The 26,708-nt window shown below is 47.8% G+C and carries 23 protein-coding genes; all 23 read left to right on the top strand.

Annotated elements, in window-relative coordinates:
- Positions 1–59: 59 nt before the first annotated feature.
- The 23 genes from AAHF22_RS00845 (at position 60) to pnp (ending at position 26,465) form a co-directional block, all read left to right on the top strand.
- The gene (locus AAHF22_RS00845) at positions 60–686 is read left to right on the top strand and encodes a hypothetical protein (RefSeq protein ID WP_347323072.1); all 627 of its coding nucleotides are present in this window, start codon (positions 60–62) and stop codon (positions 684–686) included.
- The gene (locus tag AAHF22_RS00840) at positions 683–1,390 is read left to right on the top strand and encodes a hypothetical protein (RefSeq protein WP_347323071.1); all 708 of its coding nucleotides are present in this window, start codon (positions 683–685) and stop codon (positions 1,388–1,390) included. The genes AAHF22_RS00845 and AAHF22_RS00840 overlap by 4 nt, the downstream gene beginning before the upstream one ends.
- Positions 1,391–1,596: 206 nt before the next feature.
- Complete coding sequence (gene rpsB, locus AAHF22_RS00835) at positions 1,597–2,295, top strand: 30S ribosomal protein S2 (RefSeq protein ID WP_347323070.1); 699 nt, start codon at positions 1,597–1,599, stop codon at positions 2,293–2,295.
- 254 nt (positions 2,296–2,549) lie between these two features.
- A complete protein-coding gene (gene tsf / locus AAHF22_RS00830) occupies positions 2,550–3,200 on the top strand; it encodes a translation elongation factor Ts (protein WP_322903961.1) in 651 nt (216 codons plus the stop codon).
- A gap of 150 nt (positions 3,201–3,350) precedes the next feature.
- A complete protein-coding gene (gene pyrH / locus AAHF22_RS00825) occupies positions 3,351–4,079 on the top strand; it encodes a UMP kinase (RefSeq protein ID WP_347323069.1) in 729 nt (242 codons plus the stop codon).
- On the top strand, positions 4,079–4,633 hold the full coding sequence (frr, locus tag AAHF22_RS00820; protein ID WP_347323068.1) for a ribosome recycling factor: 555 nt from the start codon (positions 4,079–4,081) through the stop codon (positions 4,631–4,633). Before pyrH ends, frr begins: the two co-directional genes overlap by 1 nt.
- Positions 4,634–4,697: 64 nt before the next feature.
- Positions 4,698–5,465, top strand: a complete 768-nt coding sequence (gene uppS, locus AAHF22_RS00815) for an undecaprenyl pyrophosphate synthase (protein ID WP_347323067.1) — start codon at positions 4,698–4,700, stop codon at positions 5,463–5,465.
- A gap of 53 nt (positions 5,466–5,518) precedes the next feature.
- Complete coding sequence (locus AAHF22_RS00810; protein ID WP_347323066.1) at positions 5,519–6,322, top strand: phosphatidate cytidylyltransferase; 804 nt, start codon at positions 5,519–5,521, stop codon at positions 6,320–6,322.
- A 42-nt stretch (positions 6,323–6,364) separates the two neighbouring features.
- Positions 6,365–7,510: a 1-deoxy-D-xylulose-5-phosphate reductoisomerase gene (locus AAHF22_RS00805; protein WP_347323065.1), complete on the top strand. Its 1,146-nt coding sequence runs from the start codon at positions 6,365–6,367 to the stop codon at positions 7,508–7,510.
- A gap of 176 nt (positions 7,511–7,686) precedes the next feature.
- Positions 7,687–8,964, top strand: coding sequence for an RIP metalloprotease RseP (gene rseP, locus AAHF22_RS00800; protein WP_347323064.1), 1,278 nt, complete (start codon positions 7,687–7,689; stop codon positions 8,962–8,964).
- A gap of 255 nt (positions 8,965–9,219) precedes the next feature.
- Positions 9,220–10,677, top strand: a complete 1,458-nt coding sequence (proS, locus tag AAHF22_RS00795) for a proline--tRNA ligase (protein WP_347323063.1) — start codon at positions 9,220–9,222, stop codon at positions 10,675–10,677.
- 144 nt (positions 10,678–10,821) lie between these two features.
- Positions 10,822–15,141: a PolC-type DNA polymerase III gene (locus AAHF22_RS00790; protein ID WP_347323062.1), complete on the top strand. Its 4,320-nt coding sequence runs from the start codon at positions 10,822–10,824 to the stop codon at positions 15,139–15,141.
- 290 nt (positions 15,142–15,431) lie between these two features.
- Entirely contained in the window at positions 15,432–15,893 is a 462-nt protein-coding gene (gene rimP, locus AAHF22_RS00785; protein WP_347323061.1) for a ribosome maturation factor RimP, read from the top strand.
- Between the two features lie 34 nt (positions 15,894–15,927).
- The gene (gene nusA, locus AAHF22_RS00780) at positions 15,928–17,028 is read left to right on the top strand and encodes a transcription termination factor NusA (protein WP_347323060.1); all 1,101 of its coding nucleotides are present in this window, start codon (positions 15,928–15,930) and stop codon (positions 17,026–17,028) included.
- Between the two features lie 147 nt (positions 17,029–17,175).
- Positions 17,176–17,484 carry an RNase P modulator RnpM gene (gene rnpM / locus AAHF22_RS00775; RefSeq protein ID WP_347323059.1) on the top strand — a complete coding sequence of 103 codons (309 nt, stop codon included), beginning with the start codon at positions 17,176–17,178 and terminating at the stop codon, positions 17,482–17,484.
- The gene (locus AAHF22_RS00770; RefSeq protein WP_347323058.1) at positions 17,477–17,818 is read left to right on the top strand and encodes a L7Ae/L30e/S12e/Gadd45 family ribosomal protein; all 342 of its coding nucleotides are present in this window, start codon (positions 17,477–17,479) and stop codon (positions 17,816–17,818) included. Before rnpM ends, AAHF22_RS00770 begins: the two co-directional genes overlap by 8 nt.
- Positions 17,793–20,318: a translation initiation factor IF-2 gene (gene infB, locus AAHF22_RS00765; RefSeq protein ID WP_347323057.1), complete on the top strand. Its 2,526-nt coding sequence runs from the start codon at positions 17,793–17,795 to the stop codon at positions 20,316–20,318. The genes AAHF22_RS00770 and infB overlap by 26 nt, the downstream gene beginning before the upstream one ends.
- A gap of 14 nt (positions 20,319–20,332) precedes the next feature.
- Positions 20,333–20,695 (top strand): 30S ribosome-binding factor RbfA, encoded by a 363-nt coding sequence (gene rbfA / locus AAHF22_RS00760; protein ID WP_347323056.1) that lies wholly within the window; start codon positions 20,333–20,335, stop codon positions 20,693–20,695.
- 18 nt (positions 20,696–20,713) lie between these two features.
- A complete protein-coding gene (locus AAHF22_RS00755; protein WP_347323055.1) occupies positions 20,714–21,691 on the top strand; it encodes a DHH family phosphoesterase in 978 nt (325 codons plus the stop codon).
- On the top strand, positions 21,688–22,686 hold the full coding sequence (gene truB, locus AAHF22_RS00750) for a tRNA pseudouridine(55) synthase TruB (protein ID WP_347323054.1): 999 nt from the start codon (positions 21,688–21,690) through the stop codon (positions 22,684–22,686). Before AAHF22_RS00755 ends, truB begins: the two co-directional genes overlap by 4 nt.
- 136 nt (positions 22,687–22,822) lie before the next feature.
- Complete coding sequence (locus AAHF22_RS00745) at positions 22,823–23,761, top strand: bifunctional riboflavin kinase/FAD synthetase (RefSeq protein ID WP_347323053.1); 939 nt, start codon at positions 22,823–22,825, stop codon at positions 23,759–23,761.
- 153 nt (positions 23,762–23,914) lie between these two features.
- Positions 23,915–24,184, top strand: a complete 270-nt coding sequence (gene rpsO, locus AAHF22_RS00740; RefSeq protein WP_188776702.1) for a 30S ribosomal protein S15 — start codon at positions 23,915–23,917, stop codon at positions 24,182–24,184.
- 172 nt (positions 24,185–24,356) lie between these two features.
- Positions 24,357–26,465 (top strand): polyribonucleotide nucleotidyltransferase, encoded by a 2,109-nt coding sequence (gene pnp, locus AAHF22_RS00735; protein WP_347323052.1) that lies wholly within the window; start codon positions 24,357–24,359, stop codon positions 26,463–26,465.
- Positions 26,466–26,708: the final 243 nt, after the last annotated feature.

The raw sequence follows: 26,708 nt of genomic DNA, 5'->3' as shown, positions 1-26,708 counted from the left end.
GCAGGTTTTGTTTGCAATGAAACAACATTTTGACGATAAACTAACGCAGGTGAGTATAAATGGGTGATTTCCCTTCATGGGTATATATCGTTTTATTAGGAGCAGTCGCTATCGTCTACGGGTTGCTGCTTCCTAAAAAACGTGAGGCTAAAGAGCCAGAAACGGCATTATCCTCTACAGTAGAAAAAGTCGAGGATACATTAGAGCATTATATGACCGAAATCGAAAAGGAAAACGAAGAGATTATCGATCTCGTTTCCCAGATCAAGCAAGAGTCCTCAGCCAAGCAAATTGCGCTACAGGAACAGGTCAGTGAAATGCGACAGCGTTTGATGGAGCTGGAACAACGTGCCTTAAACACACCGCCAGTATCCACACCGGAAGAGTCTACGGTTGTCGAAACAGCAGTTGTGCCACCATTAAACACTGCTATGCTTGGAAGTCAGGGAGAAGCGCTACGCCAATCAGCAGCACGTATGCAGCGCGAGCAAGAGGCGTTGCAAGCTGCTGAGCAGCAAGAAGATGCTACCGATCCTACGCAGGAACGTATTCAGGATCGTTATCCAGAGTTGTTTCAGCTTCATGAGAGTGGAAAGTCGGTTGACACTATTGCCCGTACCGTTGGCCTCCAGCGAGGGGAAGTTTTGTTGATTTTGCAGCTGGCCAAACAGGAGGAACAATCGTGATCAAAAATCGTGCATTAATGATTGGACTGGGAATCGGCATGATTCTCGGTGCCATATTGCTACAGCTTGTAAATATCGGCAAAGGTCAAACGATGTTAAGCGGGCAGCAGCTTACACCTGAACAGATTCAGCAGGCGGCCCAAGCGCAAAATATGCAGGTGTATACAGCCGATCAGAAAGTATACACGCGTGAGCAGTGGCAAGAGCTAGTCAAGCAGGAAGAGGAAAAGAAGAAGCAGTCTCAACAATCCAATTCATCCGGACAACAGAGCACCACGAAGGAGCCGGAAGAAACGACTCAACCGACGGAACCGGACAGCCCGGAGCAGCCAAGCACTTCAGGTACGACAAGCTCATCCAACCAATCTTCGACCACCCAGTCAAAGTCTAATTCCGCTTCTGGTACAGTGAACACACCGTCTCAGCCGAACACACCCACTACAACAAAAAGCACATCCCCTACCGCTAATGCAGCATCCAGTAGCGCTACAGGCAAGTGGTTTTCGGTCAGTAGCGGCCAGATGCTCAACGATATTGCGTTCAACTTAAAAAAGCAAGGTTTGATTCAGAATCAGGGTGAATTTATTAATCGGGCTTCCCAGCTCAAGGTGAACAAAAAACTACAGATAGGCAGTTATCAAATTAGCGTCGGTGAGAGCTATGATGATATTTTGCGTACATTATCAGGACAGTCATCTCCGTAACGTGGCATGCACACAGCAGCCGGAGATGGCTGTTTTTTGCAAATAAAATAGTTGCGAACAAGCATGCGGCTATGCTATATTATTAACTGGTGTTAAAACACACGCATTCTGATTTCAGGCAGAGGTGCTTTTCGTATGAAAAGTTTTGCCGAAAGTTGACGTCTGCGGAGGCACACAAAAAACCAAATCTTAGGAGGAACACACACATGGCAGTTATTTCCATGAAACAGCTTCTCGAAGCTGGCGTACATTTCGGTCACCAGACTCGTCGTTGGAACCCGAAAATGGATCGTTACATCTTTACTGAAAGAAACGGTATCTACATTATCGACCTGCAAAAAACGGTTAAAAAAGTTGACGAAGCTTACAACTTTGTAAAATCCGTTGCAGCAGACGGCGGTACTGTACTGTTCGTTGGTACGAAAAAGCAAGCTCAAGATTCCGTTAAGGAAGAAGCTGAGCGCGCGGGTCAATTTTATATCAACCAACGTTGGTTGGGTGGTACACTGACTAACTTTGAAACGATCCAAAAACGTATCAATCGTCTGAAAGAGCTGGAAAAATGGGAAGAAGACGGTACTTTCGAAGTACTGCCTAAAAAAGAAGTTATCCTGCTCCGCAAAGAGAAAGATCGTCTGCAAAAATTCCTCGGCGGTATCAAAAACATGAAAGGTTTGCCTAGCGCCCTGTTCATCATCGACCCTCGTAAAGAGCGTATCGCTGTTGCAGAAGCTCGCAAACTGGGTATCCCAATCGTAGGTATCGTTGATACAAACTGCGATCCAGACGAAATCGACTATGTTATTCCAGGTAACGATGACGCGATTCGCGCTGTTAAACTGTTGACTGGTAAAATGGCTGATGCAGTGATCGAAGCTAACCAAGGCGAGCAAACAACTGCCTAATTGCTAATCACGTATCTATAGTACATTCACGTTATGCAAAATAAAAGGGTGGCTGGCAGGTGTAAAACCTTTCACTGCCCTTTTTTTAAGGTGTCGGGAATTTTATTTCCTGATGAAATATGGTAAGCTTCTACTGGATGTGCATCCGTAAGCAGAAGCTACAATACTTGCAGAACGACTGCCCGACAACGTCTGGAGCAGTGCAGTAGGCAAGGTACTTATATTCTATACTCAATTATATGGAGGTTACACTAATGGCAGTTAACGCAAGCGCAGTAAAAGAGCTTCGTGAAAAAACAGGCGCAGGTATGCTGGATTGTAAAAAAGCGCTGGAAGAAACAAATGGCGATATCGCAAAAGCGATCGACGTTCTTCGTGAAAAAGGTCTGTCCGCAGCAGCTAACAAAGCTGGCCGTGCAGCAACAGAAGGTACAGTAGAATCTTACATCCACGCTGGTGGTCGTATCGGCGTACTGGTAGAAATCAACTGTGAAACAGACTTCGTTGGTAAAACAGATCAGTTCAGAGACTTCGCACGCGATATCGCTATGCAAATCGCAGCAGCTAGCCCTCTGTATGTTCGTCGTGAAGAAGTACCAGCTGAAGCGATCGAGAAAGAAAAAGAAATCCTGAAAGCTCAAGCGCTGAACGAAGGCAAGCCTGAAAAAATCATCGAGAAAATGGTTGAAGGCCGCATTAACAAGTACTACGAAGAGTACTGCCTGCTGGAGCAATCGTTCGTTAAAGATCCAGACAAAACAATCAGCCAACTGCTGAACGAAAAAATCAGCACAATCGGTGAAAACATCTCGATCCGTCGTTTCGCTCGTTTCGAGCTGGGCGAAGGTCTGGAGAAAAAAGAAGATAACTTTGTTGAAGAAGTTATGGCACAGGTTAAACGCTAATCTTCACTCATTGAAGATAACCATACCGGATCATGATTCGGGAATACAAACAAGGGAGGGGACACAGACTGTGTTCCTTCTTTTGTAAAATCCTATAGAAAAATGACTCCGGCTCACATAACTAAATTCACAAAGTGGAGGGTATGCATTTTGAATAAGCCTGTATTTAAAAGAGTGGTCCTGAAGGTCAGTGGTGAGTCGTTATCGGGAACAACGGGATATGGTATCGAATCCGATATGATCACGTCGATCGCCGAGCAAATTAAGGAAGTTGTCGAACTGGGTGTGGAAGTTGCAGTCGTATGTGGCGGCGGGAATATCTGGCGCGGGATTGCAGGCAGCCAGAACGGTATCGACCGTGCAACGGCTGACTATATGGGCATGCTGGCTACAGTGATGAACTCACTGGCACTACAGGATGCACTGGAGCAGATCGAAGTTCCTACACGTGTACAGACTTCCATCGCAATGCAGCAGATTGCCGAGCCATACATTCGTCGTAGAGCGATTCGTCACCTGGAAAAGGGACGTGTTGTTATTTTCGCGGCAGGTACGGGTAATCCATTCTTCTCCACAGATACGACAGCCGCACTGCGTGCAGCTGAGATCGAAGCAGAAGTTATTTTGATGGCGAAAAACAAAGTCGATGGCGTGTATTCGGCAGATCCGTTCAAGGACCCGACTGCACAAAAATTCGAGCAATTGACCTACATGGAGGTACTGAACCAGAATCTGGGCGTCATGGATTCGACAGCTTCCTCACTATGTATGGATAACAATATTCCTTTGATTGTCTTCGCTATTACAGAGCAGGGCAATATCAAGCGTGTTGTACTTGGTGAAAAAATCGGAACTATCGTTAAAGGGAGTGTAAATTAATGCCACAAGGGATCAAGAAAAGTGCAGAAGAACGCATGCAAAAAGCGATCCAGGCGCTGAGCCGTGACCTTGCTACACTGCGTGCAGGCCGTGCAACTCCATCCATTCTGGATCGTGTACAGGTAGAATACTACGGTGCAATGACACCGGTAAACCAGCTGGCTAATATCAGCACACCGGACCCTCGCACACTGCTCATTCAGCCCTGGGACAAAACGTCACTGAGCGATATCGAGCGTGCGATTATGAAATCAGACCTCGGTTTGACACCTGCGAATGATGGTAACATTATCCGCCTGTCCATTCCGGCACTGACGGAAGAGCGTCGCGCAGAGCTAGTGAAGCTGACGAAGAAGTTCGGTGAAGAGTCCAAAGTAGCGATTCGTAACATTCGCCGCGATGCGAATGATGATATTAAAAAGCTTGAAAAAACAGATATCTCTGAAGATGAATCACATGGTCATCAGGAGGATGTACAGAAGCTGACTGACCGTTTCATTAAGGAAGTCGACAATGTACTTGCTGCGAAAGAAAAAGAGATCATGGAAGTGTAAGAGACTGGCGACCCCTCCAACCTGGTGGGGTTTGTCTCTTTTCACACCGTATGGAGGAAAATCAATGTTCAAGCGTGTTGTTCGCTCGTGGTTGGATAAAGATGAAAAAGGTCAATCCAGCGAGCTGTCGCCGGATAATATCCCAGCACATATCGCCATCATTATGGACGGAAATGGACGCTGGGCGAAAAATTTCGGCATGCCACGTGTGATCGGGCATCAAAATGGGATGAAAGCGGTCAAGCGTGCAACGATTGCTGCTGATGAGCTTGGGGTCAAATATTTGACGATGTATGCTTTTTCAACGGAAAATTGGAAACGCCCAAAAGATGAGGTCGAGTTTTTAATGAAGCTGCCTGCTGAATTTGTAGCGACCGAGTTGGATGAACTGGTAGAACGTAATGTACAGGTTCGTCTCATGGGTGATCGAAGTATACTGCCTGCTTATACGCTGGAACCGCTGGAAAAAGCGATCCGCGATACGGAACACAACACTGGACTTGTACTCACCTTTGCTCTAAATTATGGCAGTCGGATTGAAATTACCGAAGGTGTTAAAAAAATGGTACAGGCTGTACAGGAAGGTTCCATGTCTGTAGATGAGATTACGCCTGAAACATTTGGCGAAGTGCTGCAATCATCCGGTTTGCCAGATCCCGATTTGTTGATCCGCACAAGTGGAGAACTCAGACTTAGCAATTTTATGCTATGGCAGCTGGCATACAGTGAACTCTGGTTTACACCTATCTATTGGCCGGAATTTGACAAAGAGCATATGATTGAAGCAGTAGCGGAGTATCAGCGCAGAATACGCAGATATGGCGGCTTATAAGCCGTAATCCCGGTCAGCGGGCCGCCCATGTTGTTTCGGATGGAGGATAAATTGTGAAAGAGCGGATAATCACCGGGCTTTTAGCCGCAATCTTATATCTGGGATTTTGCCTGGCTGGAGGATACGCGTATCAAGCCTTTCTTTTGGCGATGGCACTGGTTGGATATTATGAGTTTGTAACGATGACGAAGGCGGCTCCGTTTGGAGCACCGGCGGTGATCGGTTACATTAGTGTCGCATATATGCTTTTTCCCTGGACACTAATGGATCTGACACCGCCATTGTCCGTTAATCACATGATGTGGATCGTTATGTTGCTTCTGTTATCCGTGACAGTCCTTTCCAAAAATCGCCTCGATATTAAATTGATGGCGATGCTATTCATTGGCGCGTTTTATGTTGGAATGGGTTTTACCTATATTGCGGATACGAGGCAGGCACCGGATGGTCACGGCTTGTTCTGGACATTTATGTTATTGTGCTCGATCTGGGCGAGTGATATTGGAGCGTATTTTACAGGGAAAACGCTTGGCAGAAACAAGCTCTGGCCTTCGATCAGCCCAAACAAGACGATAGAAGGAGCGGTAGGCGGCATCTTTTTTGCAATGGTGGCAGCGATTGTGTTCTCACTTGTGTCTCCAACGCTACTGCCGCTCTCGAATGCTCTACTAATCGGTCTGGCTGCCGCGGTTGTTGGACAGATGGGCGATTTAATTCAATCGGCATATAAGCGCATTTATGACATTAAGGATTCGGGTAAAATTTTGCCAGGACATGGTGGTATATTGGATCGCTGTGATAGCTGGCTTATGGTATTCCCGTTAGTACACATCCTGATGCTAATGCCTTTTCAATAAATAGAACACGTAACTATACAGGAATCGATGATGGAGGCCAGCATGAAAAAGATTGCAATTCTTGGTTCGACCGGCTCGATTGGTACACAAACACTCGATGTCATACGTGCGCATCCACAGCAATTTGCTGTTGAAGGAATCGCAGCAGGCAGCAATATCGATCTGGTAACCGAGCAGGCGTTGGAATTCCGTCCGCGCCTCGTTTCGGTTGCAACACGTGAGCTTGCTGACCAGCTTCGCTCCAGATTGCCGCAGGAGATCGTCGTTCATTATGGAGATGAAGGATTGATTGAAGTGGCAGCTGGCACCGATGCCGATACGGTCGTCACAGCGGTAATGGGCAGTATGGGTTTACCCTCGACACTGGCAGCGATTGATGCTGGCAAAACGATCGGTCTTGCTAACAAAGAAACGCTCGTGACAGCAGGTCATATCGTCACCGAGCATGCACGTCAAAAAGGCGTAGCATTGCTTCCGATCGATAGCGAGCATTCCGCGCTATTCCAATCGCTGAACGGCGAGCCGCGTGAACGTATTGCTGAGCTGACATTGACCGCTTCAGGTGGCTCGTTCCGCGATCGTACACGTGAACAATTGCGTGAAGTGACGGTAGCGGATGCGCTGAAACATCCAAACTGGTCGATGGGTGCCAAAATCACGATCGATTCAGCGACGATGGCAAATAAAGGACTGGAAGTGATTGAGGCACACTGGCTGTTCGATATGCCATATGACCGTATATCCGTTGTCCTTCATCCTGAAAGCATCATTCACTCTTATGTGGAATTTGTAGATACAAGCATTATCGCTCAGCTAGGTAATCCGGATATGCGGGTACCGATTCAATATGCACTCACGTATCCAGATCGTCAGCCGTCTCCTTCCAGTAGATTGTCGCTGGCGCAAATTGGGCAGCTGACATTCCGCGAAATGGATGAGCAGCGCTTCCCCTGCCTGCGGATGGCATTTGAAAGTGGACGTCTGGGCGGAACAGCGCCGACGGTATTTAATGCGGCTAATGAAATTGCGGTTGCTCGTTTCTTGAAAGGTGAAATTCCTTTCCTGACGATTGAGGATGTTATTGCAGATGCACTGGAACAGCATGAAGTCATCGCCGCCCCTGATCTGGAAACGATTCATGAAGTGGATCGTTTGACTAGAGCGCGTGCAGCCAGCGTATTTGCCTGATGGATCACGGTCTTCCAGACGGCAGGGGTGACAGTAAAATGACATATGGAAAAAATTTCATTTTACTGCACTGTCGCTGCTTGTAACCGGACTTACAAAAGTGATAATCTAAGAACGTAGACACTATCCGGTCTTACAGACTTCGGTCGCAAGCATATGAAGGAGGATTTGGCAATTTGGAGACAATTCAAGTAATAATCATGACGGTACTCATGTTTTTCGTCATTGTCACGGTGCATGAATGGGGACATTATTTCTTTGCCAAACGTGCCGGGGTACTTGTACGCGAATTTGCAATCGGGTTTGGGCCCAAGCTGTTTTCATATAAAAAGGATGAGACGGTATTCACACTACGACTGCTGCCATTTGGCGGTTATGCGCGTATGGCAGGCGAAGATCCTGAGCTAGCCGATATCCAGCCAGGTCAGACGATCGCTGTTCGCACCGCTGGGGAGCAGGTCAAATCGATCTTTGTGGATCAGCTGGACAACCGCCGCAACGTAATTCGTGGTGAAGTGCAGTCGATTGATCTAGTCGATGATCTGCGCATCGTGATGGATGTGGATGGCGAAGTACAGACATTCTCGGTACATCCGCAAGCGATGATGACGGTCAAAGGTCAGGAAATTCAAATTGCACCGCGTGATCGTCATTTTAACAGTGCATCGGTTGGGCAGCGTGCGCTGTCTATTTTTGCCGGACCTGCGATGAACTTTATTCTGGCATTTGTACTCTGTGTCATTTTTGTACGGATGACAGGGGTGCCGGTGGATAACCCGCAAGGTGTTGTGCTTGGACAGGTAACCGAAGCTTCGGCAGGACAGGTAGCTGGCTTGCAAAAGGGTGATATCGTTGAAGAAATTAACGGTGTACACATCGGCGGTGACTCTGCTAAGATGATCGGCATGATCGAGCAATCTCCGGGCAAAACGATGCAGTGGAAGATTGAACGTAACGGTCAACAGGAAACGATCAGTGTTACGCCAAAAGCCGATCCGAAGAGCAATAATGTCGGTAAAGTAGGCGTGTCGGTATCTCCGCAAACACGTCCAGCTGGCTTTACCGAAACATTCACGCAGGCAGGACATCAATTTGTCGATATGAGCACAGCGATTTTGGGCGGACTGAAAAAGCTATTATTCGGTCAGTTTCATATTAATGATCTGGCTGGACCTGTCGGTACGGTCGACATGACGGCGCAGGTCGCTCGTCAGGGACTCGCAAGTATGATTTTGTGGACAGCGCTGATCAGTACGAATCTGGGTATTTTCAACCTGTTGCCGATTCCGGCGCTGGATGGAAGCCGATTGATTTTCATTTTTGTAGAATGGATTCGCCGTAAACCGATTGAGCCGAGCAAAGAAGGTCTTGTGCATGTGATCGGGTTTGCGATGTTATTTTTGCTCATGATTGCGGTCACGTATAACGATATTTTGCGTCTGATTAAGGGCTAATCTGTAAACAAACATGGCAGCCAGGCACAACGTGCAGTAGTATGAACGTTGGCCTGGCTGTTGTTTGCCTGTATTTCTATTGTTCTTTTACGGAACATCTTCAAAAAAAATAATGAATCATGCTACAATAGATGAACAAACAGGAACCGCTGTGCATACATGCCAGTTGTCCTGATCAACTGCAATGATAGAGGCACCGTTTTGTGCGGTTGCTCCTTTTAATTACGGGTCACTTACGGGAGGATATCCACTTTTATGTCGAACGAAAAGCAGGACAAACAATTTGTAACTGAAATTACACCACAGAATGAAGATTTCTCACGCTGGTACATTGATGTGATCAAAAAAGCGGAACTGATGGATTATTCACCGGTACGCGGTTGTATCGTATTTCGTCCAGACGGCTATGAGATCTGGGAGCATATTCAGCGCGATCTGGATCGTCGTTTCAAAGAAACCGGTCACCGCAATGCATACTTCCCACTGTTTATTCCAGAAAGCTTCTTTGAAAAGGAAAAAGAGCACGTGGAAGGCTTCAATCCAGAACTACCGTGGGTTACCGAAGCTGGTGGCGATCCACTGGAAGAACGTCTGGCGATCCGTCCAACGTCAGAAACGATGTTCGGTCATATGTACTCCAAATGGATTCAATCCTATCGCGATCTGCCAGTATTGATTAACCAGTGGGCAAACGTTGTACGTTGGGAGAAGCGCACACTGCCGTTCCTGCGTACAAGTGAATTCCTGTGGCAGGAAGGCCATACCGCACACGAAACAGCAGAAGACGCGATGGAAGAAACGATGCGTATGCTGGATGTATATACGGAGTTTGTTGAAGAGTTCCTGGCGATTCCGGTTATCAAAGGACAAAAGAGTCCATCCGAGAAATTTGCTGGCGCACAGGCTACATATTCCATTGAAGCGATGATGAAAGATGGACGTGCAGTACAAGCAGGTACTTCCCATTACATGGGTACAAACTTTGCTAAAGCGTTCGAAATTCAATTTTTGAGTCGTGAAAATACACAGGAATATGCACATACAACGTCCTGGGGTGTGAGTACACGTCTGATCGGTGCACTCATCATGGTACATGGTGACGACCGCGGACTGGCACTGCCACCAAAGGTAGCACCAAAACAAGTGATGATCATTCCAATCGGCCCGCCAAAAACACGCGATGTAGTCGTTGGACGTGCAGATGAATTGTTTGCAGAGCTGAAAAAAGCAGGCGTTCGTGTTGGCATCGATGATCGTGCGGATGTACGCCCAGGTTGGAAATTCAACGAATACGAAATGCGCGGCATTCCGGTTCGTCTGGAAGTGGGTCCACGTGATATCGAAAACGGCGTTTGTGTACTCGTTTCCCGTATTACAGGTGAGAAGAAACAGGTGCCACTGGACAACATCGTAGAAGAAGTTCAAACGATGCTGGATCAAGTACAACAGGAAATGTACAACCGTGCACTGTCCTTCCGTGAGGAAAACATGCACGTTGTCGATACACTGGATGAAATGAAAGCGATCATGGAAGAGAAACGTGGCTTCTTTATCGCGGGCTGGGATGGCACCGATGAAACCGAGCGTCTGGTCAAAGAAGAGACAGGCGCAACGATCCGTAATATTCCGTTCAAGCTCGATGTGCAAAAAGAAACATGTCTCGTAACAGGCAAGCCAGCGAAGCACACGGTTGTATTTGCACGAGCATATTAAGGTGAACAAAGCCTGATTGAGCGATTGGAATCTGGCGATACAAGCAAGCAGAACTCAAGCAGGCAAGCTTCCGTCAAACGGAATGGACATGATGTCCGGTACCGAATGGTCAGGAGGCTTGCCGCTTTTTTGAAGGGGGACCTCATGAGCGCAAGCGGAGAAAGAAGACAACGTTTTGAGCTGCTGATGAAACAGGCTGAAGTGCCTGCCAGTCTGATGGAGCCCTATTTTGCGGACGGAGCGATCGAACAGGTCGAGGTCAGCCGCAGTAATAAGGAATGGAAGCTGATCATTGCCAAAGAGACACTGGTACCATCGGTAACCTATCGGACCTTTTGTCGGCATATTCAGGACAAGATGGCACATATCGCGAAAATTCGGTTTCGTTTTCAATATAACCCTTCCGTTGATCCGGTACAGATCATTGAAGAATACTGGTCGCTGTTTCTGGAGTGGGTACAGCGGGAAATTCCATCGGTCAATGGCTGGATGACACGCGCCAAGTTTGCACTGGCAGGCGATGTGCTCACACTTACGATGAGTGATAATATGGCACTGGAACTGGCGAAAAAGAAGCAGATTGATCAAGCGATCATGAAGTTTTACGCTGATTATTTTAATATAGGGCTACGCGTCAAAATCGAAGTGGGCGAAAATTCCGCTGAGGATGTACAGGCATTTCATGAGAAACGTCGTCAGGAAGAGTTACAGGAAATTGAGCGCCTGATGACCAGCATGGAATCTGAGTTGGAAGAAGAAGTGGACGAGGACGGCGAGCCGGTTCGTTTGCAGGTCGGTTATGAGATCAAAGAGCCGGCGGTGTCATTGCAGGAACTACAGGATGAAGAGAAGAAAGTCATCGTTCAAGGGACGATCTTCGGTCTGGATAGCAAAGAACTGCGTAATGGTAGCACATTATTCACTTTCTTCATTACAGACTTTACCGACTCATTGCAAATGAAGATGTTTGCCAAAACGAAAGATGATTTAAAAGTGATGAGCCTGCTTGCTAACGGCAAATGGGTGAAGGCACGCGGACGTGTCGAGTATGACCGCTTTATGCAAATTCCGGAGCTGGCGATGATCCCATCCGATCTGTCGGAAATCAAAGCGCCGCCTGGACGTAAAGACGATGCCGCTGAAAAGCGTGTGGAGTTCCATTTGCATACAACGATGAGCACGATGGATGCTGTCACAACGATTGATAAATATGTAAAAACAGCTGCCGACTGGGGACATGCTGCAATTGCAGTCACCGACCACGGCGGCGTGCAATGCTACCCGGAAGCGGCGAAAGCGGCGAAAAAGCATGGCATTAAATTGATCTATGGACTGGAAGCGAATGTGGTGAACGATTCAACGGAGATCGTTCTCAATCCGCAACCATTGGAATTGAAAACAGCGACTTACATCGTATTTGATATCGAGACGACGGGTTTGTCGATTACACAAAATAAAATTATCGAGATTGCAGCTGTAAAGATGCAGGATGGCAAAGAGATCGATCGCTATGCTACTTTTGTCGATCCGCATGAGCGCATCCCTTACAATATCCAGCAATTGACGAATATTACCGATGAGATGGTACGCGGTGCACCGGAAATTGATCAGGTCATCCGCGAGTTTGTCCAATTTGCTGGAGACGATATACTGGTTGCGCACAACGCGCGCTTTGATATTGGCTTTATTCAAGCTACACTGAAAAATCACAACCTGCCAGAGATGACCAATCCGGTTCTGGATACGCTTGAGCTGGCACGTTTATTATATCCAACGTTGAAAAATCACCGTCTGAACACACTTGCTGCCAAGTATAAAGTAGCACTGGAAAGTCATCACCGTGCGATCGATGATACGATTGCACTGGGCGGTATTCTGTTCGGTTTGTTAAAAGATGCGGAGCAGGAGCGACGCCTGACTCGTTTGGATCGACTTAACGATTTTGTCGGTCAGGATCTGTCCAACGCGCGTCCGTTTCATTGCACATTGTATGCACAAAATGAGCAGGGCAAGAAAAATCTGTTCAAGCTTGTCTCCTTATCCCATACTGAGTATTTCAAACGTGTACCACGTATACCGAAGTCGGTGCTAACACAGTACCGTGAAGGCTTGATCATCATGTCAGGCTGTGAGAAGGGCGAGTTTTTTGAAACGGTGCTGAACAAGACGCTGGAAGAGGCGGAAGAAGTGGCACAGTTTTACGATGTACTGGAAATTCAGCCGCTGACGATGTATATGCATCTGGTCGATAAAGGGCTGGTCGGTACGCCGCGTGAGCTGGAGATCGCCGTGCAAAAGATTATCGATCTGGGCATTAAGCTGGATAAGCCTGTTGTAGCTACAGGTAATGTGCATTATTTAGAACCCCGTGAGAAAATTTTCCGTGATATTACGATTAACGGCATTACCGGATTTAGTCCGCTTAAAGATCAACGCAAGCCGGATGCTCATTTTCGCACGACCAATGAGATGTTGGATGAATTTAAATTCCTTAGTGAGGAAAAAGCGTATGAGGTCGTTGTGACCAATACGCAGGCACTGGCAGAGCGCTTCGAAGTGTATCCACTGTTCCCAGACAAGCTGTTCACGCCGAATTTGGAAGGTGCAGATGAAGAGATTCGTAATACTTGTTATGCTACAGCACGCTCGATCTACGGCGAGGATTTGCCAGAGGTTGTAGTGGCACGTTTGGAAAAAGAATTGGAGCCAATTATTAAATACGGCTTCTCCGCCAACTATCTGATTTCGGAGAAACTTGTTAAAAAGTCCAATGAGGACGGTTATCTGGTCGGCTCACGCGGTTCGGTCGGCTCGTCGATCGTGGCGACCTTCCTCGGTATTTCGGAAGTTAATCCGCTACCTGCGCATTACATTTGCGTCAATTCGGAATGTAGACATAGCGAATGGTTTCTGGATGGTAGCGTACCGAGTGGATTCGACTTGCCGGAGAAAGAATGTCCGAACTGCGGCGGTCGTTTGAAAGGTGAAGGACAGGATATCCCGTTTGAGACGTTCCTCGGTTTTAAAGGCGATAAGGTTCCCGATATTGACCTTAACTTCTCTGGTGATTATCAGCCGATTGCCCATAACTATACGAAGATTCTGTTTGGCGAGAAAAATGTATTCCGTGCCGGCACGATCGGTACGGTTGCCGAAAAAACGGCCTACGGATTTGCTAAAAAATATGAAGAGCTGCATCAGAAGAAATGGCGCGGCGCTGAGCTAAGCCGCCTTGCCTCGGGTTGTACGGGCGTGAAGCGCAGTACCGGTCAGCATCCCGGCGGTATCGTCGTTGTGCCGGATTATATCGATGTGGAAGATGTGACACCGGTACAGTATCCAGCAGATGATACGAGTGCCGAGTGGAAGACGACTCATTTTGACTATCATGCTTTTGAAGCGAATCTGCTCAAACTTGATATTCTCGGTCATGATGATCCGACGATGATGCGGATGTTGCAGGATTTGACTGGCGTCGATCCAACGACGATTCCGATGAACGATCCGAAAGTAATGAGCATGTTCAATTCCACCGATGCGCTGGGTATTGCGCCGCATCAGCTGCGCAGTCCGGTGGCAACATACGGTGTGCCAGAGATGGGGACAAAGTTTGTGCGTCAGATGCTTGTCGAGTCGCAGCCAACGAGTTTTGCCGATTTGCTGCAAATTTCCGGTCTGTCTCACGGTACAGGCGTATGGCTTGGCAATGCACAGGAATTGATTAAAAATGGCACCTGCTCGATCAAAACGGTAATCGGTTGTCGTGATGATATTATGTTATTCCTGATTTACAAAGCAGGTATGGATGCCAGTCTGGCGTTTAAAATTACCGAGAGTGTACGTAAAGGTAAAGGTCTGACGCCGGAATGGATCGACGAGATGAAGCGATGCAAAGTACCACAATGGTATATCGATTCCTGTCTGAAAATCCAGTACATGTTCCCGAAGGCACACGCATCGGCTTACGTTATTTCGGCTGTGCGTACTGCCTATTTCAAGCTGTATCATCCGATTGAATATTATGCGACCTACTTTACCGTTCGTGCCGAGGACTTCGACATCGATCTGTGCTGTCAGGGGTATGAAGCGATCTATCGCAAAATCGAAGAGATTGAGCAGCTGGGCTTCCAAGCATCACCGAAAGAAAAGGCGATGCTGTCGATTTTGGAGATGGCGCTGGAAATGACGGCACGCGGATTTACATTTAAGCCGCTGGATCTGTATCGCTCGCATGCGACTTCGTTTACGGTAGATGGCAATAGCCTTATTCCTCCGTTCTCTGCGGTACAGGGTATCGGTGACAATGCGGCACGTAATATCGCTGCTTCCCGTGAGCATGGCGAGTTTTTATCGATTGAAGATTTCCAGCAGAAATCTAAAGCGAGTAAGACGATTGTAGAGCTGATGACACAGATGGGCTGCTTCCGTGGTTTGCCGGAAAGTAACCAGTTGTCGCTGTTTTGATAGTGGGCGTTATGGGCAAGTAGTCAAGGCGTATTACTTGTCACCACTAAGGGATTATGGTATAATTCCAAGGAGTGAGAAAAGAAATAACGATCCGGTAAAGAGTGGGGAAACCCACTCTTTACTGTTTGGTATGAGGCTGCTAGCCGCCTATTCACATGAAATTGCACTGCAAATGATCGAACCGAGCGCGTTAAGTCTGGTTCGATTTTCTTTAAGCTGGGCATCATCATGATGGCGAGGCGGCTTACAGCCAACACGGATACTACGTTGATGGAGGGTTGGATTGTTTGAGCACACCGAAGATTAAAGCGACCGTCGAGGAAATGGTACAGCCATTTTTGGAGGAGCATGGATTTGAGCTGGTCGATGTGGAATACGTAAAAGAAGGCAAAAACTGGTTTCTGCGCGTATTTGTAGATAAAGAAGGCGGCATTGATATTGATGATTGTGGCCGGGTGAGTGAATATCTGAGTGAAAAGCTGGATAAACACGATCCAATCAAAGATCCTTATTTTCTGGAAGTGTCCTCTCCGGGAGCCGAACGTCCGCTTAAAAAAGAAACGGATGTACAAAAGGCAGTCGGCAAAGATGTATTTGTGACGACGTATGAGCCGGTAGATGGAACGAAGGAATTTGAAGGACGGTTGCTTTCATTCGATGAAGGCGAGCTGTTGATTGAAGCGGGCAAGAAACGTCATGCGGTTCCATATGACAAAGTGGCTAGCGCCAGACTGGCAATCATTTTTTAAACGGTGGTTTTTTGAAAGGGGGATCTTGAGAGCTATGAGTATGGATTTTATCGAGGCAATGAACGAGCTGGAACGTGAGAAGGGGATTAGCAAGGACGTGCTATTTGAGGCGATCGAAGCGGCCCTGATTTCCAGCTATAAGCGCAATTTTAACACGGCACAAAATGTACGTGTAGACATGAACCGTAATACCGGTGCAATCAAAGTATTTGCCCGCAAGATGGTTGTTGAGGAAGTACTGGATGAGCGTACCGAAATTTCGCTTACTGATGCACGTGACAATATCAATGCGAATTTCCAACTGGAAGATGTAGCTGAGATTGAAGTGACGCCGCGCGACTTTGGTCGTATCGCTGCACAAACAGCGAAGCAGGTCGTTACGCAACGTATTCGTGAAGCGGAACGTGGTCTGATCTACAATGCGTTTATCGATAAAGAAGAAGACATCGTGACCGGTATCGTACAGCGCCAGGATACACGTAACATTTTTGTGGATCTGGGTAAAGTAGAAGCGGTATTACCGCTGACTGAGCTGATGCCAAACGAGAAGTTCACGATGAACGAGCGCATCAAAGCGTACATTACTAAAGTTGAAAACACAACTAAAGGTCCGCAAATCATACTTTCACGTACACATCCGGGTCTGCTCAAACGTCTGTTCGAGCTGGAAGTGCCGGAAATTTTTGACGGTGTCGTTGAAATTCGCTCGGTAGCGCGCGAAGCGGGCTTCCGTTCCAAAATTGCCGTCTATTCCCGCAATCCGGAAGTCGATCCGGTTGGCTCGTGCGTAGGTCCACGTGGTCTGCGTGTGCAGACGATCGTCGGCGAACTGCGTGGCGAGAAAATTGATATCGTGCGTTATTCCGAGAGTGTAGAGGAATACGTGGCTAATGCACTAAGCCCATCCAAAGTGCTGGAAGTGCAAGTGTTTGAAGAGGAAAAAATGGCACGTGTAATCGTGCCGGATTACCAGCTGTCGCTTGCGATTGGTATCAAAGGTCAAAACGCCCGTCTGGCAGCCAAGCTGACTGGATGGAAAATCGATATTAAGAGTGAGACACAGGCAGAGGAAGAATTTGGACGTCCGAGAGAGATGGGCGAAGAAATGCATCAGGATTCCGTATCGGTCGACTAAACCTTCCCGTGTTCTGCCTGATTGGATGCTTCGGTGTATTTTCCGGGCTTCGGCTAACGTCTGCTCTGCCTGTAAATGAATGTGTAGAGTCGGATCGGCTGAATCGCTTTACCGAACATCCATATGTTTGAAAGGGGTTGGTTATCAATGAAGACGAAAAAGATACCGCTGCGCAAGTGTGTTGCTTGCCAGCAAATGATGCCGAAGAAAAGCCTGGTTCGAATCGTGCGTACGCCGGATGAGAACGTTGAGATTGATTTGACCGGTAAAAAGTCGGGCCGGGGAGCTTATGTATGTGCCACACAAGCTTGCTTCCAATTGGCACAAAAAAGTCGCGCGTTTGATCGTGCGCTCAAAGTGTCGGTAAGTCCGGACATTTATGAACGGCTTGCTAGTGAATTAGGCAGTGTGGAACACCAATTAAGTTCAGTGCAGGAGAGAGACGCTAATGAATAACGAACTATCCCTACTCGGACTTGCCATGCGTGCCGGAAAAGTATTGTCCGGGGACGAGCTGGTGCTTAAAGCTATCCGTTCCCGTGAAGCTGCGCTCGTCATTCTGGCTGGAGATGCTTCCGCCAATACGCAGAAAAAATTCCGCGATAAATGCAGTAGTTATCAAATTCCTTTGCTGATCGGTTACGATCGTGATGCACTGGGTTCCAGCATAGGAAAAGAAGGTCGCGTTATTATGGCGCTGACCGATAAAGGGTTCGCAGGGCTTCTCCGGAAACGAATAGGGGATTCGTCGGAGGTGGAATATATTGAGTACACAGGAGCAGAAGGATAAACGGAGAGTTTATGAATATGCGAAATCTCTCAATATGAGCAGTAAGGAAATCATTACGATCTTAAAAAAACTCGATGTACCGGTCAACAATCACATGAGCGTCATAGAAGATGGCGCTGTTGCAAAAGTGGAACAATTTTTCAACAATATTAAATCGAACGCTGCCGGTCATCAAGACGGAGCGAGCAAAACTGCGGAATCGACGCAGGAAAAAAATAGACAGGAAAAGCAGGTAGGTATGGATATAAAAACTCAGAACAACTCAAACAACGGGAATAACAGATCCCAAAGCGGTTCTAGCAATCGCTCTAACTCGTCGGCAGGTCAAAATGGTAACCGTAGTGGCAGTGGACAGGGTTCCACTTCGCAAGGTAACCGCAACAATTCACAGGGCGGTAATCGTCAGCCTAGCGCTGCATCCCGTCCACAAACAGGTTCGTCCGCAAATCGTCAACCATCCGGCTCTGTAAGAACATCGCAGGGTGGAGATTCTTCAGGTGCGAATCGCAGTAGCGGTAGTAACAACAGCAGTCGTGGCGGTAATACTAGCGGCGGCGGTAACAATAACAACCGTGGCGGTAGTACAGGTGGCGGCAACCGTGGTAACAGCAACAATCGCGGTGGCGGCGGTGGTAACCGCTTTGACAATAACCGTGGTGGTGGCGGTAATCGCAATAGCCGTGGTAAAGGTCGCGGTGGCAAAAACTTCAACAACAACCAGCCTCCACGTGAGAAAATCGACAATACACCGAAAAAGATCATCGTTCGCGGTGAGATGACGGTTGGCGAAACAGCCAAATTGCTGCATAAAGATGCTTCTGAAGTGATCAAGAAGCTGATTAGCAGCGGTGTAATGGCGACAATCAACCAGGAGCTTGATCTGGAAACAATTCAACTGATCGCTGATGATTATGGCGTTGAAGTAGAAATCAAAATTCCAGTTGAAGATGATCGTTTTGAAACGGTTGAAGAAACCGATGAAGAAGCTGATCTGAAAGCACGTCCACCGGTTGTAACGATCATGGGTCACGTCGATCATGGTAAAACAACATTGCTCGATGCGATTCGTTCCGCTAACGTAACGGGCGGCGAAGCCGGCGGTATCACACAGCATATCGGTGCATACCAAGTCGAAATCAACAAAAAGAAAATCACATTCCTCGATACACCAGGTCACGAAGCGTTTACAGCGATGCGTGCTCGTGGTGCACAGGTAACGGATATTACCATTATCGTTGTTGCAGCGGACGATGGCGTGATGCCACAAACGGTAGAGGCAATCAACCATGCGAAAGCAGCAGGCTTGCCAATTATCGTAGCGGTGAACAAAATCGATAAACCGGGTGCCAATCCGGATAAAGTAAAACAAGAACTGACCGAGTATGAACTCGTACCGGAAGAGTGGGGCGGCGACACGATCTTTGTTAACGTATCGGCGAAACAACAGATCGGTCTGGAAGATCTGCTTGAGATGATTTTGCTCGTAGCGGAAGTGAACGACTACAAAGCGAACCCGGACAAACGTGCTCGTGGTGCGGTGATCGAGGCTGAGCTGGATAAAGGTCGCGGTCCAGTAGCTCGTATTCTGGTACAACACGGTACACTCAAAGTCGGCGATGCTTTTGTTGCCGGTAACTGTTTCGGACGTATCCGTGCTATGGTAAATGATAAAGGACGCCGTCTCAAAGAAGCTGGACCTTCCACTCCTGTTGAAATTACAGGTCTGACTGAAGTGCCACAAGCAGGCGATCCGTTTATGGTATTTGAAGACGAGCGTAAAGCACGTTCGATCGCTGACAAGCGTGCCATCACACAGCGTCAGTCCGATCTGGGTGCGAACACTCGCGTCACGCTGGATGATCTGTTCCAGCACATCAAAGACGGCGAAATTAAAGACCTGAACGTCATCATCAAAGGCGATGTACAGGGTTCGGTCGAAGCGCTCAAAGGCTCGCTCGAAAAAATCGAGGTAGAAGGCGTTCGCGTCAAAATTATCCACCGCGGCGTAGGTGCGATCAACGAATCCGATATCATCCTTGCAGCAGCATCCAACGCGATCATTATCGGTTTCAACGTTCGTCCTGATGTACAGGCGAAACAAACCGCTGAGCAAGAGCAAGTGGATATTCGTTTGCACCGCGTTATTTATAACGCGATCGAAGAAATCGAGCAGGCGATGAAAGGGATGCTGGACCCAGAATACAAAGAAGTTGTTATTGGACATGCGGAAGTTCGTAACGTGTTCAAAATCAGCCGCGTAGGTACGATTGCAGGCTGTATGGTAACTTCGGGTAAAATCACGCGTTCTGCCGAAGCTCGTTTGATCCGTGATGGCATCGTTATTTTCGAAGGCAAGATCGATTCCCTCAAACGCTTTAAAGATGATGCTAAAGAAGTGGCACAAGGCTACGAGTGCGGTATCACGCTGGACGGCTACAATGACATGAAAGATAACGATGTCATCGAAGCCTTCATTATGGAAGCGGTAGAGCGCAAATAACGAGGTGAAAAACAATGGCTAAAATTAGAACAGGACGAGTAGGCGAACAGATTAAAAAAGAACTGAGCCTGCTGATCCAAAATGAACTCAAAGATCCACGCATCGGTTTCGTTACGGTAACCGGCGTGGATGTAACGAATGACCTATCACAAGCTGAGGTATACCTCAGCGTGCTAGGTGATGAAGAACAAAAAACAGGTTCACTCAAAGGGATTGAAAAAGCATCTGGATTCCTGCGCTCCGAAATCGGCAAGCGCATCCGGTTGCGTCATACGCCTGAACTGCTGTTCAAAATTGATGAGTCGATTGCTTACGGCAACCGAATCGATCAACTGATCAATCAGATTCATCGCGAAGATTCCGATAAAGACGAGTAAGCCTCAAAGGAGACGGCAATGCAGACCTATGAACAGGCCCTTCTGGATGCAAAAGCATTTGTAGAAGCGCATGACAATTTTCTAGTGGTTTCGCATGTTCAGCCGGACGGAGACGCAGTCAGTTCCACGGTAGCCGTGGGCTGGCTGCTGTCTTGTCTCGGAAAGCAATTTACGCTCATAAATGAAGGTCCTATTCCAAAGCGTATGAGTTATCTTACGCTGTCTGACGAGATTATGAATCTACTGGAAGATGGCGGACAGCGTCAATATGAGCATGTGATTTGCGTGGATTGTGCGGATTTCAAGCGTGTTGGTCTGGTCAAAAACTGGATGTCGGAAACGGCAGCGATCCTGAATATTGACCATCATCCAACGAATGATCGCTATGGAGCGGTTAATGTCGTGAAAGACGATGCAGCAGCCACTGCGGAAGTGCTATATGATTGGATCAACCTGTTCGATGTAGAGTGGACAGGTGAAGCAGCAGAAGCGATCTATACCGGTCTGTTGACGGATACAGGTGGATTTCGCTATTCCAGTACGACGCCAAAAGTGATGGAGATCTCTTCGCGTCTGTTGGAACTCGGGGTAAACGGGCCTGATCTAGCAGAAACGCTGCTTGAGGAAGTGACATTACCACAGGTGAAAGTGCTGGCGCTGGCATTGTCCACGCTGGAGCTGGAAGCCGAAGGCAAGATTGCGCACGTCTACGTCACACCAGAGCATATGATCCAGACACAGGCGGAAAATGAAGACCTTGAAGGTATTGTCAATTATCCGCGTAATATTCAAGGTGTAGAAGTCGGTATCTTTTTCAAAGTGATTGACGACAATGCGGTTAAGGCAAGTCTTCGTTCCGCGGGACGGATTGATGTTGCCGCAGTCGCACAACATTTTGGCGGCGGTGGACATATTAAGGCAGCAGGCTGTCGTCTGGAAGGCAGTCTGGAACAGGTCAAACAACAAGTCGTGTCATATATAAAGGAGCTTTTATGAACGAATTTGACGGCGTGCTGGCGGTACATAAACCAGCAGGCTTCACCTCTCATGATGTGGTAGCTAAAGTTCGGCGTATCGTGCGAATGAAGCGTATTGGACATACCGGTACGCTTGACCCGGCGGTAACCGGCGTACTACCACTCTGTCTGGGCCGTTCCACGCGGATCGTGGAATATTTGCAAGAAATGCCAAAGGAATACGTAGCGGTGCTGCGTTTCGGTCTCGCTACCGATACGGAGGATTTAACCGGCGAGGTGATCGAGCAGATTGATCGCGCCGATATCGATCGTCAGCAAGTAGAACATGTACTGAGCACGATGACCGGAACGATCTCGCAGGTGCCACCGATGTATTCTGCGGTCAAAGTAGACGGCAAGCGCCTGTATGAACTGGCACGCGAAGGGAAAATCGTAGAACGTAAATCCCGCGAAGTTACCATTCACGAACTGGAAATGATCGGCTGGAAACCGGACGATCACCCGGAAATTACCTTCCGTGTGTTATGTTCTAAAGGAACTTATATCCGCACATTATGTGTCGATATCGGCCGTGCACTGGGCGTTCCATCCACGATGGTACAACTCGTACGCACCGAATCCGCAGGCATCCGTTTGCAACAATGCTTAACTTTTGAACAGATCGAGCAACTGGTCGAACAGAACGAACTCGAACAGCACTTGATTCCGGCAGACGAGGCGATGTCGAATATGCCTTCTTTCACAGTAGATGCAGCCGTATACAAACATACACTGCAAGGCAAACATATCGATAGTCAGTATATTCATCCATATACCGTGTCTAGCGACGCTGTCCCAGCTGAGACACGTTCTGTATCTGCTAACACTACAGATAAACAGGAACCTGCTGGAACGCCTACAGCGGAAGCAGATAGGCTTCTCAAACTGTACGCACCTGAAGGCGAATTTATCGGAATTTTCCGTCAGGACGAAGATAGCGACCGGATCGTGCCTGTAAAAGTGTTCCTGCCGTGATTGTGTTTTCATCTACCTAACAAATCATGCTTTAAATATCAAACCATTACATGCAGCGACAGCAACAGGCTACACATTTTTAGCCGTACAGCCTGCCATGCATGAATCCATTTGTAGAAATGCGGGTGATATCACAGTGAACATAGTAAGATTGGCTTATCCCTGGCCTGAAAACGGCATACCCCGCGAAGCAGATCCGCAGGTTATGGTTATCGGACAATTTGACGGTGTCCATCTCGGTCATAGTAGTGTGATCGATTATGGTATTCGCCTGGCGCGACGCCTGGGCATTACCGTGTCGGTGATGACCTTTGATCCGAATCCAAAGGAAGTGCTGGGCAAGGGAGATTATGAAGGCTATTTGACGCCGCTTTCGATCAAGGAAGAGATTTTGCGCGGAATGGGCGTTGATACGCTGTATGTAGCGGAGTTTAATCATGCATTTGCAGCGGTAACACCAGAGCAATTTTATGAGCAAATGCTAGTGCCACTGCATGTACATACAGCAGTGGTTGGATTCGACTTCCATTTTGGACATCGTGGCGCAGGTACGCCAGAGCTGCTTCGTGAGCTTGGGCAAGATTCACTGCTCGTAGAAACTGTACCTGCATTCCTGCTGGAAGATCATAAAGTAAGCAGTTCGGCGATTCGCGCCGCTTTACGCGAAGGTGATGCCGCCCATGCAGCTAAACTCTTGGGCAGACCGTATCAGATTCGCGGTGTGGTGATTGATGGCGATAAACGCGGACGCACGATCGGCTTCCCAACGGCTAATTTGCAACTGAGCGAACGTTATGTTGTGCCGCGTCCTGGTGTGTATGCAGTTCGTGTACAGGTAGAAGGTATCTGGCGCGCTGGTGTGATGAATATTGGCTTTAAGCCAACATTCCAAACCGGTGAGACACGTCCGAGCTTTGAAGCGCATATTTTGGATTTCCAGGGTGATTTGTATGGGCAGCAATTGGCGGTTGAACTGATCGGTTATATTCGACCGGAGCAAAAATTCGGTTCGATCGATGAGCTGGTGGCACAGATTACACATGATGCGGAATCGGCTAGACAGATTCTTTTATAAGGGCATTGCTATTTGATATTTGTGTATGCTATACTGAACAACGTTGCTGTTTCATCGATTCAGTAACAGTACCTTAGCTTGGTTACACGAGTTTCACCGCCGGTAACGAGGCTAACGGTGAATTTTAATGAAACTATTAAGGAGGTGAATAGGATGGCACTTACTCAAGAGCGCAAGCACCAATTGATCGAGGAGTACAGAACTCACGAGTCCGATACTGGATCTCCAGAGGTACAAATCGCTATCCTGACTGAAAACATCGTAAACCTGCAGGATCATTTCCGCAGCCACAAAAAGGATCATCATTCCCGTCGTGGTCTGTTGAAAATGGTAGGTCAACGCCGTAAGCTTCTTGCTTACCTGAAGAAGAACGATGTTAAACGTTACAGTACGTTGATCGAAAGACTCGGTCTGCGTCGCTAAACTAAAATGCAATTCCAAAGCAGCCTGGTTGTTCAGCCGTATGGTCTTTTCGGAGCCAACGGCGGCGGCCGGGTTGCTTTTTGTAAGTACACATATTTTTCGCTTTTAATTTTCGGCAGGGAATTGGAAGCTGATTATAGAATAGTAGGATGACCTAAAAAGGAGGAATTTCATGGAACAGCGAGTTGAAATGCAGCTCGGAGGCAGAACCCTCATACTGGAAACTGGCCGTCTGGCTAAACAGGCGAATGCAGCAGTAATGGTACGTTACGGCGATACTGCGGTGCTTTGTACCGTAACCGCCTCTTCCGAGCCGAAAGATCTGGACTTTTTCCCATTAACCGTAAACTATGAAGAAAAGCTGTATGCCGTAGGTAAAATTCCTGGTGGATTTATTAAGCGTGAAGGTAGACCAAGCGAAAAGGCCATTTTGGCAAGCCGTCTGACTGACCGTCCAATCCGTCCACTGTTTCCGGAAGGCTTCCGGAATGATGTGCAGGTAGCCAACTATGTGATGAGTGTAGAGCAAGACTGTGAGCCGCAAATTGCTGCGATGATCGGTACTTCGGCTGCACTGAGCATTTCCGATGTGCCGTTTGACGGTCCAATCGGTGGCGTAGCTGTCGGCCGTGTGGATGGCGAGTTTGTGATTAACCCGACCATCGCACAGCAAGAAGTGAGTGAAATGTACCTCGTCGTTGCAGGTACACGCGATGCGATCATGATGGTCGAAGCGGAAGCGAATGAGCTGCCGGAAGAAATCATGCTGGAAGCGATTATGTTCGGTCATTCCGAAATTCAAAATATTATTACTACCATCGAACAGTTGACTGCGGTAGCAGGTAAACCGAAGATGGCAGTGAAGCTGCATACCGTCGATGCAGATGTGAACACAGCAGTGCGTGCATTTGCTGAAGCGCGTCTGGTCGATGCATTGAAAATTGCGGAGAAGCAAGCTCGTCAGGAAGCGATTGATGTCGTGAACAACGACGCAGTGGCTCATTTCCAAGAGCAATATGCAGAAACACCTGACTTGATGGATGATGTAAAAGAAGTGCTGCACGATATCGTAAAAGAAGAAGTGCGCCGTCTGATCACCCATGATAAAGTACGTCCAGATGGACGTAAACTGGAAGAGATTCGTCCAATTGATTGTGATGCGAATCTGCTGCCACGCACACACGGCTCCGGTCTGTTTACACGTGGTCAAACCCAAGTACTTAGCATTTGTACGCTTGGCGCACTTGGCGATGTACAGATTCTGGATGGTATTGCACCAGAAGAATCCAAGCGTTTTATGCACCATTATAACTTCCCGCCGTTCAGTGTCGGTGAAGCGCGTCCACTGCGTCCTCCAGGTCGTCGTGAGATCGGTCACGGTGCGCTCGGTGAGCGTGCAATGTCCAAAGTCATTCCTTCGGAAAAAGAATTCCCATACACGATTCGCGTCGTATCGGAAGTTATTGAATCGAATGGTTCGACTTCGCAGGCAAGTATTTGTGCAAGTATACTGGCTATGATGGACGCTGGCGTTCCGATCAAAGCACCTGTAGCAGGGATTGCGATGGGTCTGATCAAAGACGGCGACCACGTATCCATTTTGAGCGATATTCAAGGGATGGAAGATCATCTCGGCGATATGGACTTTAAAGTAGCCGGTACAGCGGAAGGCGTAACAGCGATCCAAATGGACATCAAAATTAACGGTATCGATCGTCAAATCCTGTCCGAGGCATTGTCTCAGGCACGCGAAGGACGTTTGCATATCCTCGGTAAAATGAACGAACTGCTGGATAAGCCAAGAACAAGCCTGTCCAAGTACGCTCCAAAAATCGTGATCATCAACATCAATCCGGACAAAATCCGCGACGTTATCGGTCCTGGCGGCAAAATCATCAACAAAATCATTGATGAAACTGGCGTGAAGATCGACATCGAACAGGATGGCCGCGTATTTATCGGCTCCTCTGATGAAGAGATGATCCAAAAAGCACAAAAAATGATCGAAGACCTCGTCCGTGAAGTGCTTGTGGGCGAAACGTACCTCGGTAAAGTGAAACGCATCGAGAAATTCGGCGCATTCGTTGAACTGATCCCGGGTAAAGACGGTCTCGTACACATCTCCCAGCTTTCCAATGAGCGCGTAGCAAAAGTGGAAGATGTAGTAGCGATCGGTGATATGATCACCGTGAAAGTAACCGAAATCGACGGTCAAGGCCGCGTTAACCTGTCCCGCAAAGTATTGCTGACAGCAGACAACGCAGAACAAGCAAAGTCCTGATCGTTCGCGTCCGATGACGCCATCGTTTCAGGGCATTGCGCCCTTAATTTCATAGCCCTATGAGCAAAAGAGTCAGAGCTTCTTCTGTCTCTTTTTTCATTTTTAGCTGCCTGGGAGTTAGCATATGGAGTGCATAGATCACCATGAGTGCACTGACCACTCATCTGTGCAAGCAGACAGACCTGCCTTGCAGTGCTTCTACTCCAGTGCTAGATTTTGTAATTGCACCCATTAAATCCAATA

The sequence above is a fragment of the Paenibacillus wenxiniae genome (genome assembly GCF_039822605.1).
Classification (GTDB): Bacteria; Bacillota; Bacilli; order Paenibacillales; family Paenibacillaceae; genus Saccharibacillus; species Saccharibacillus wenxiniae.
Note: the sequence above shows the minus strand (reverse complement) of the source record. Positions and strands in the feature narration are given on the sequence as shown.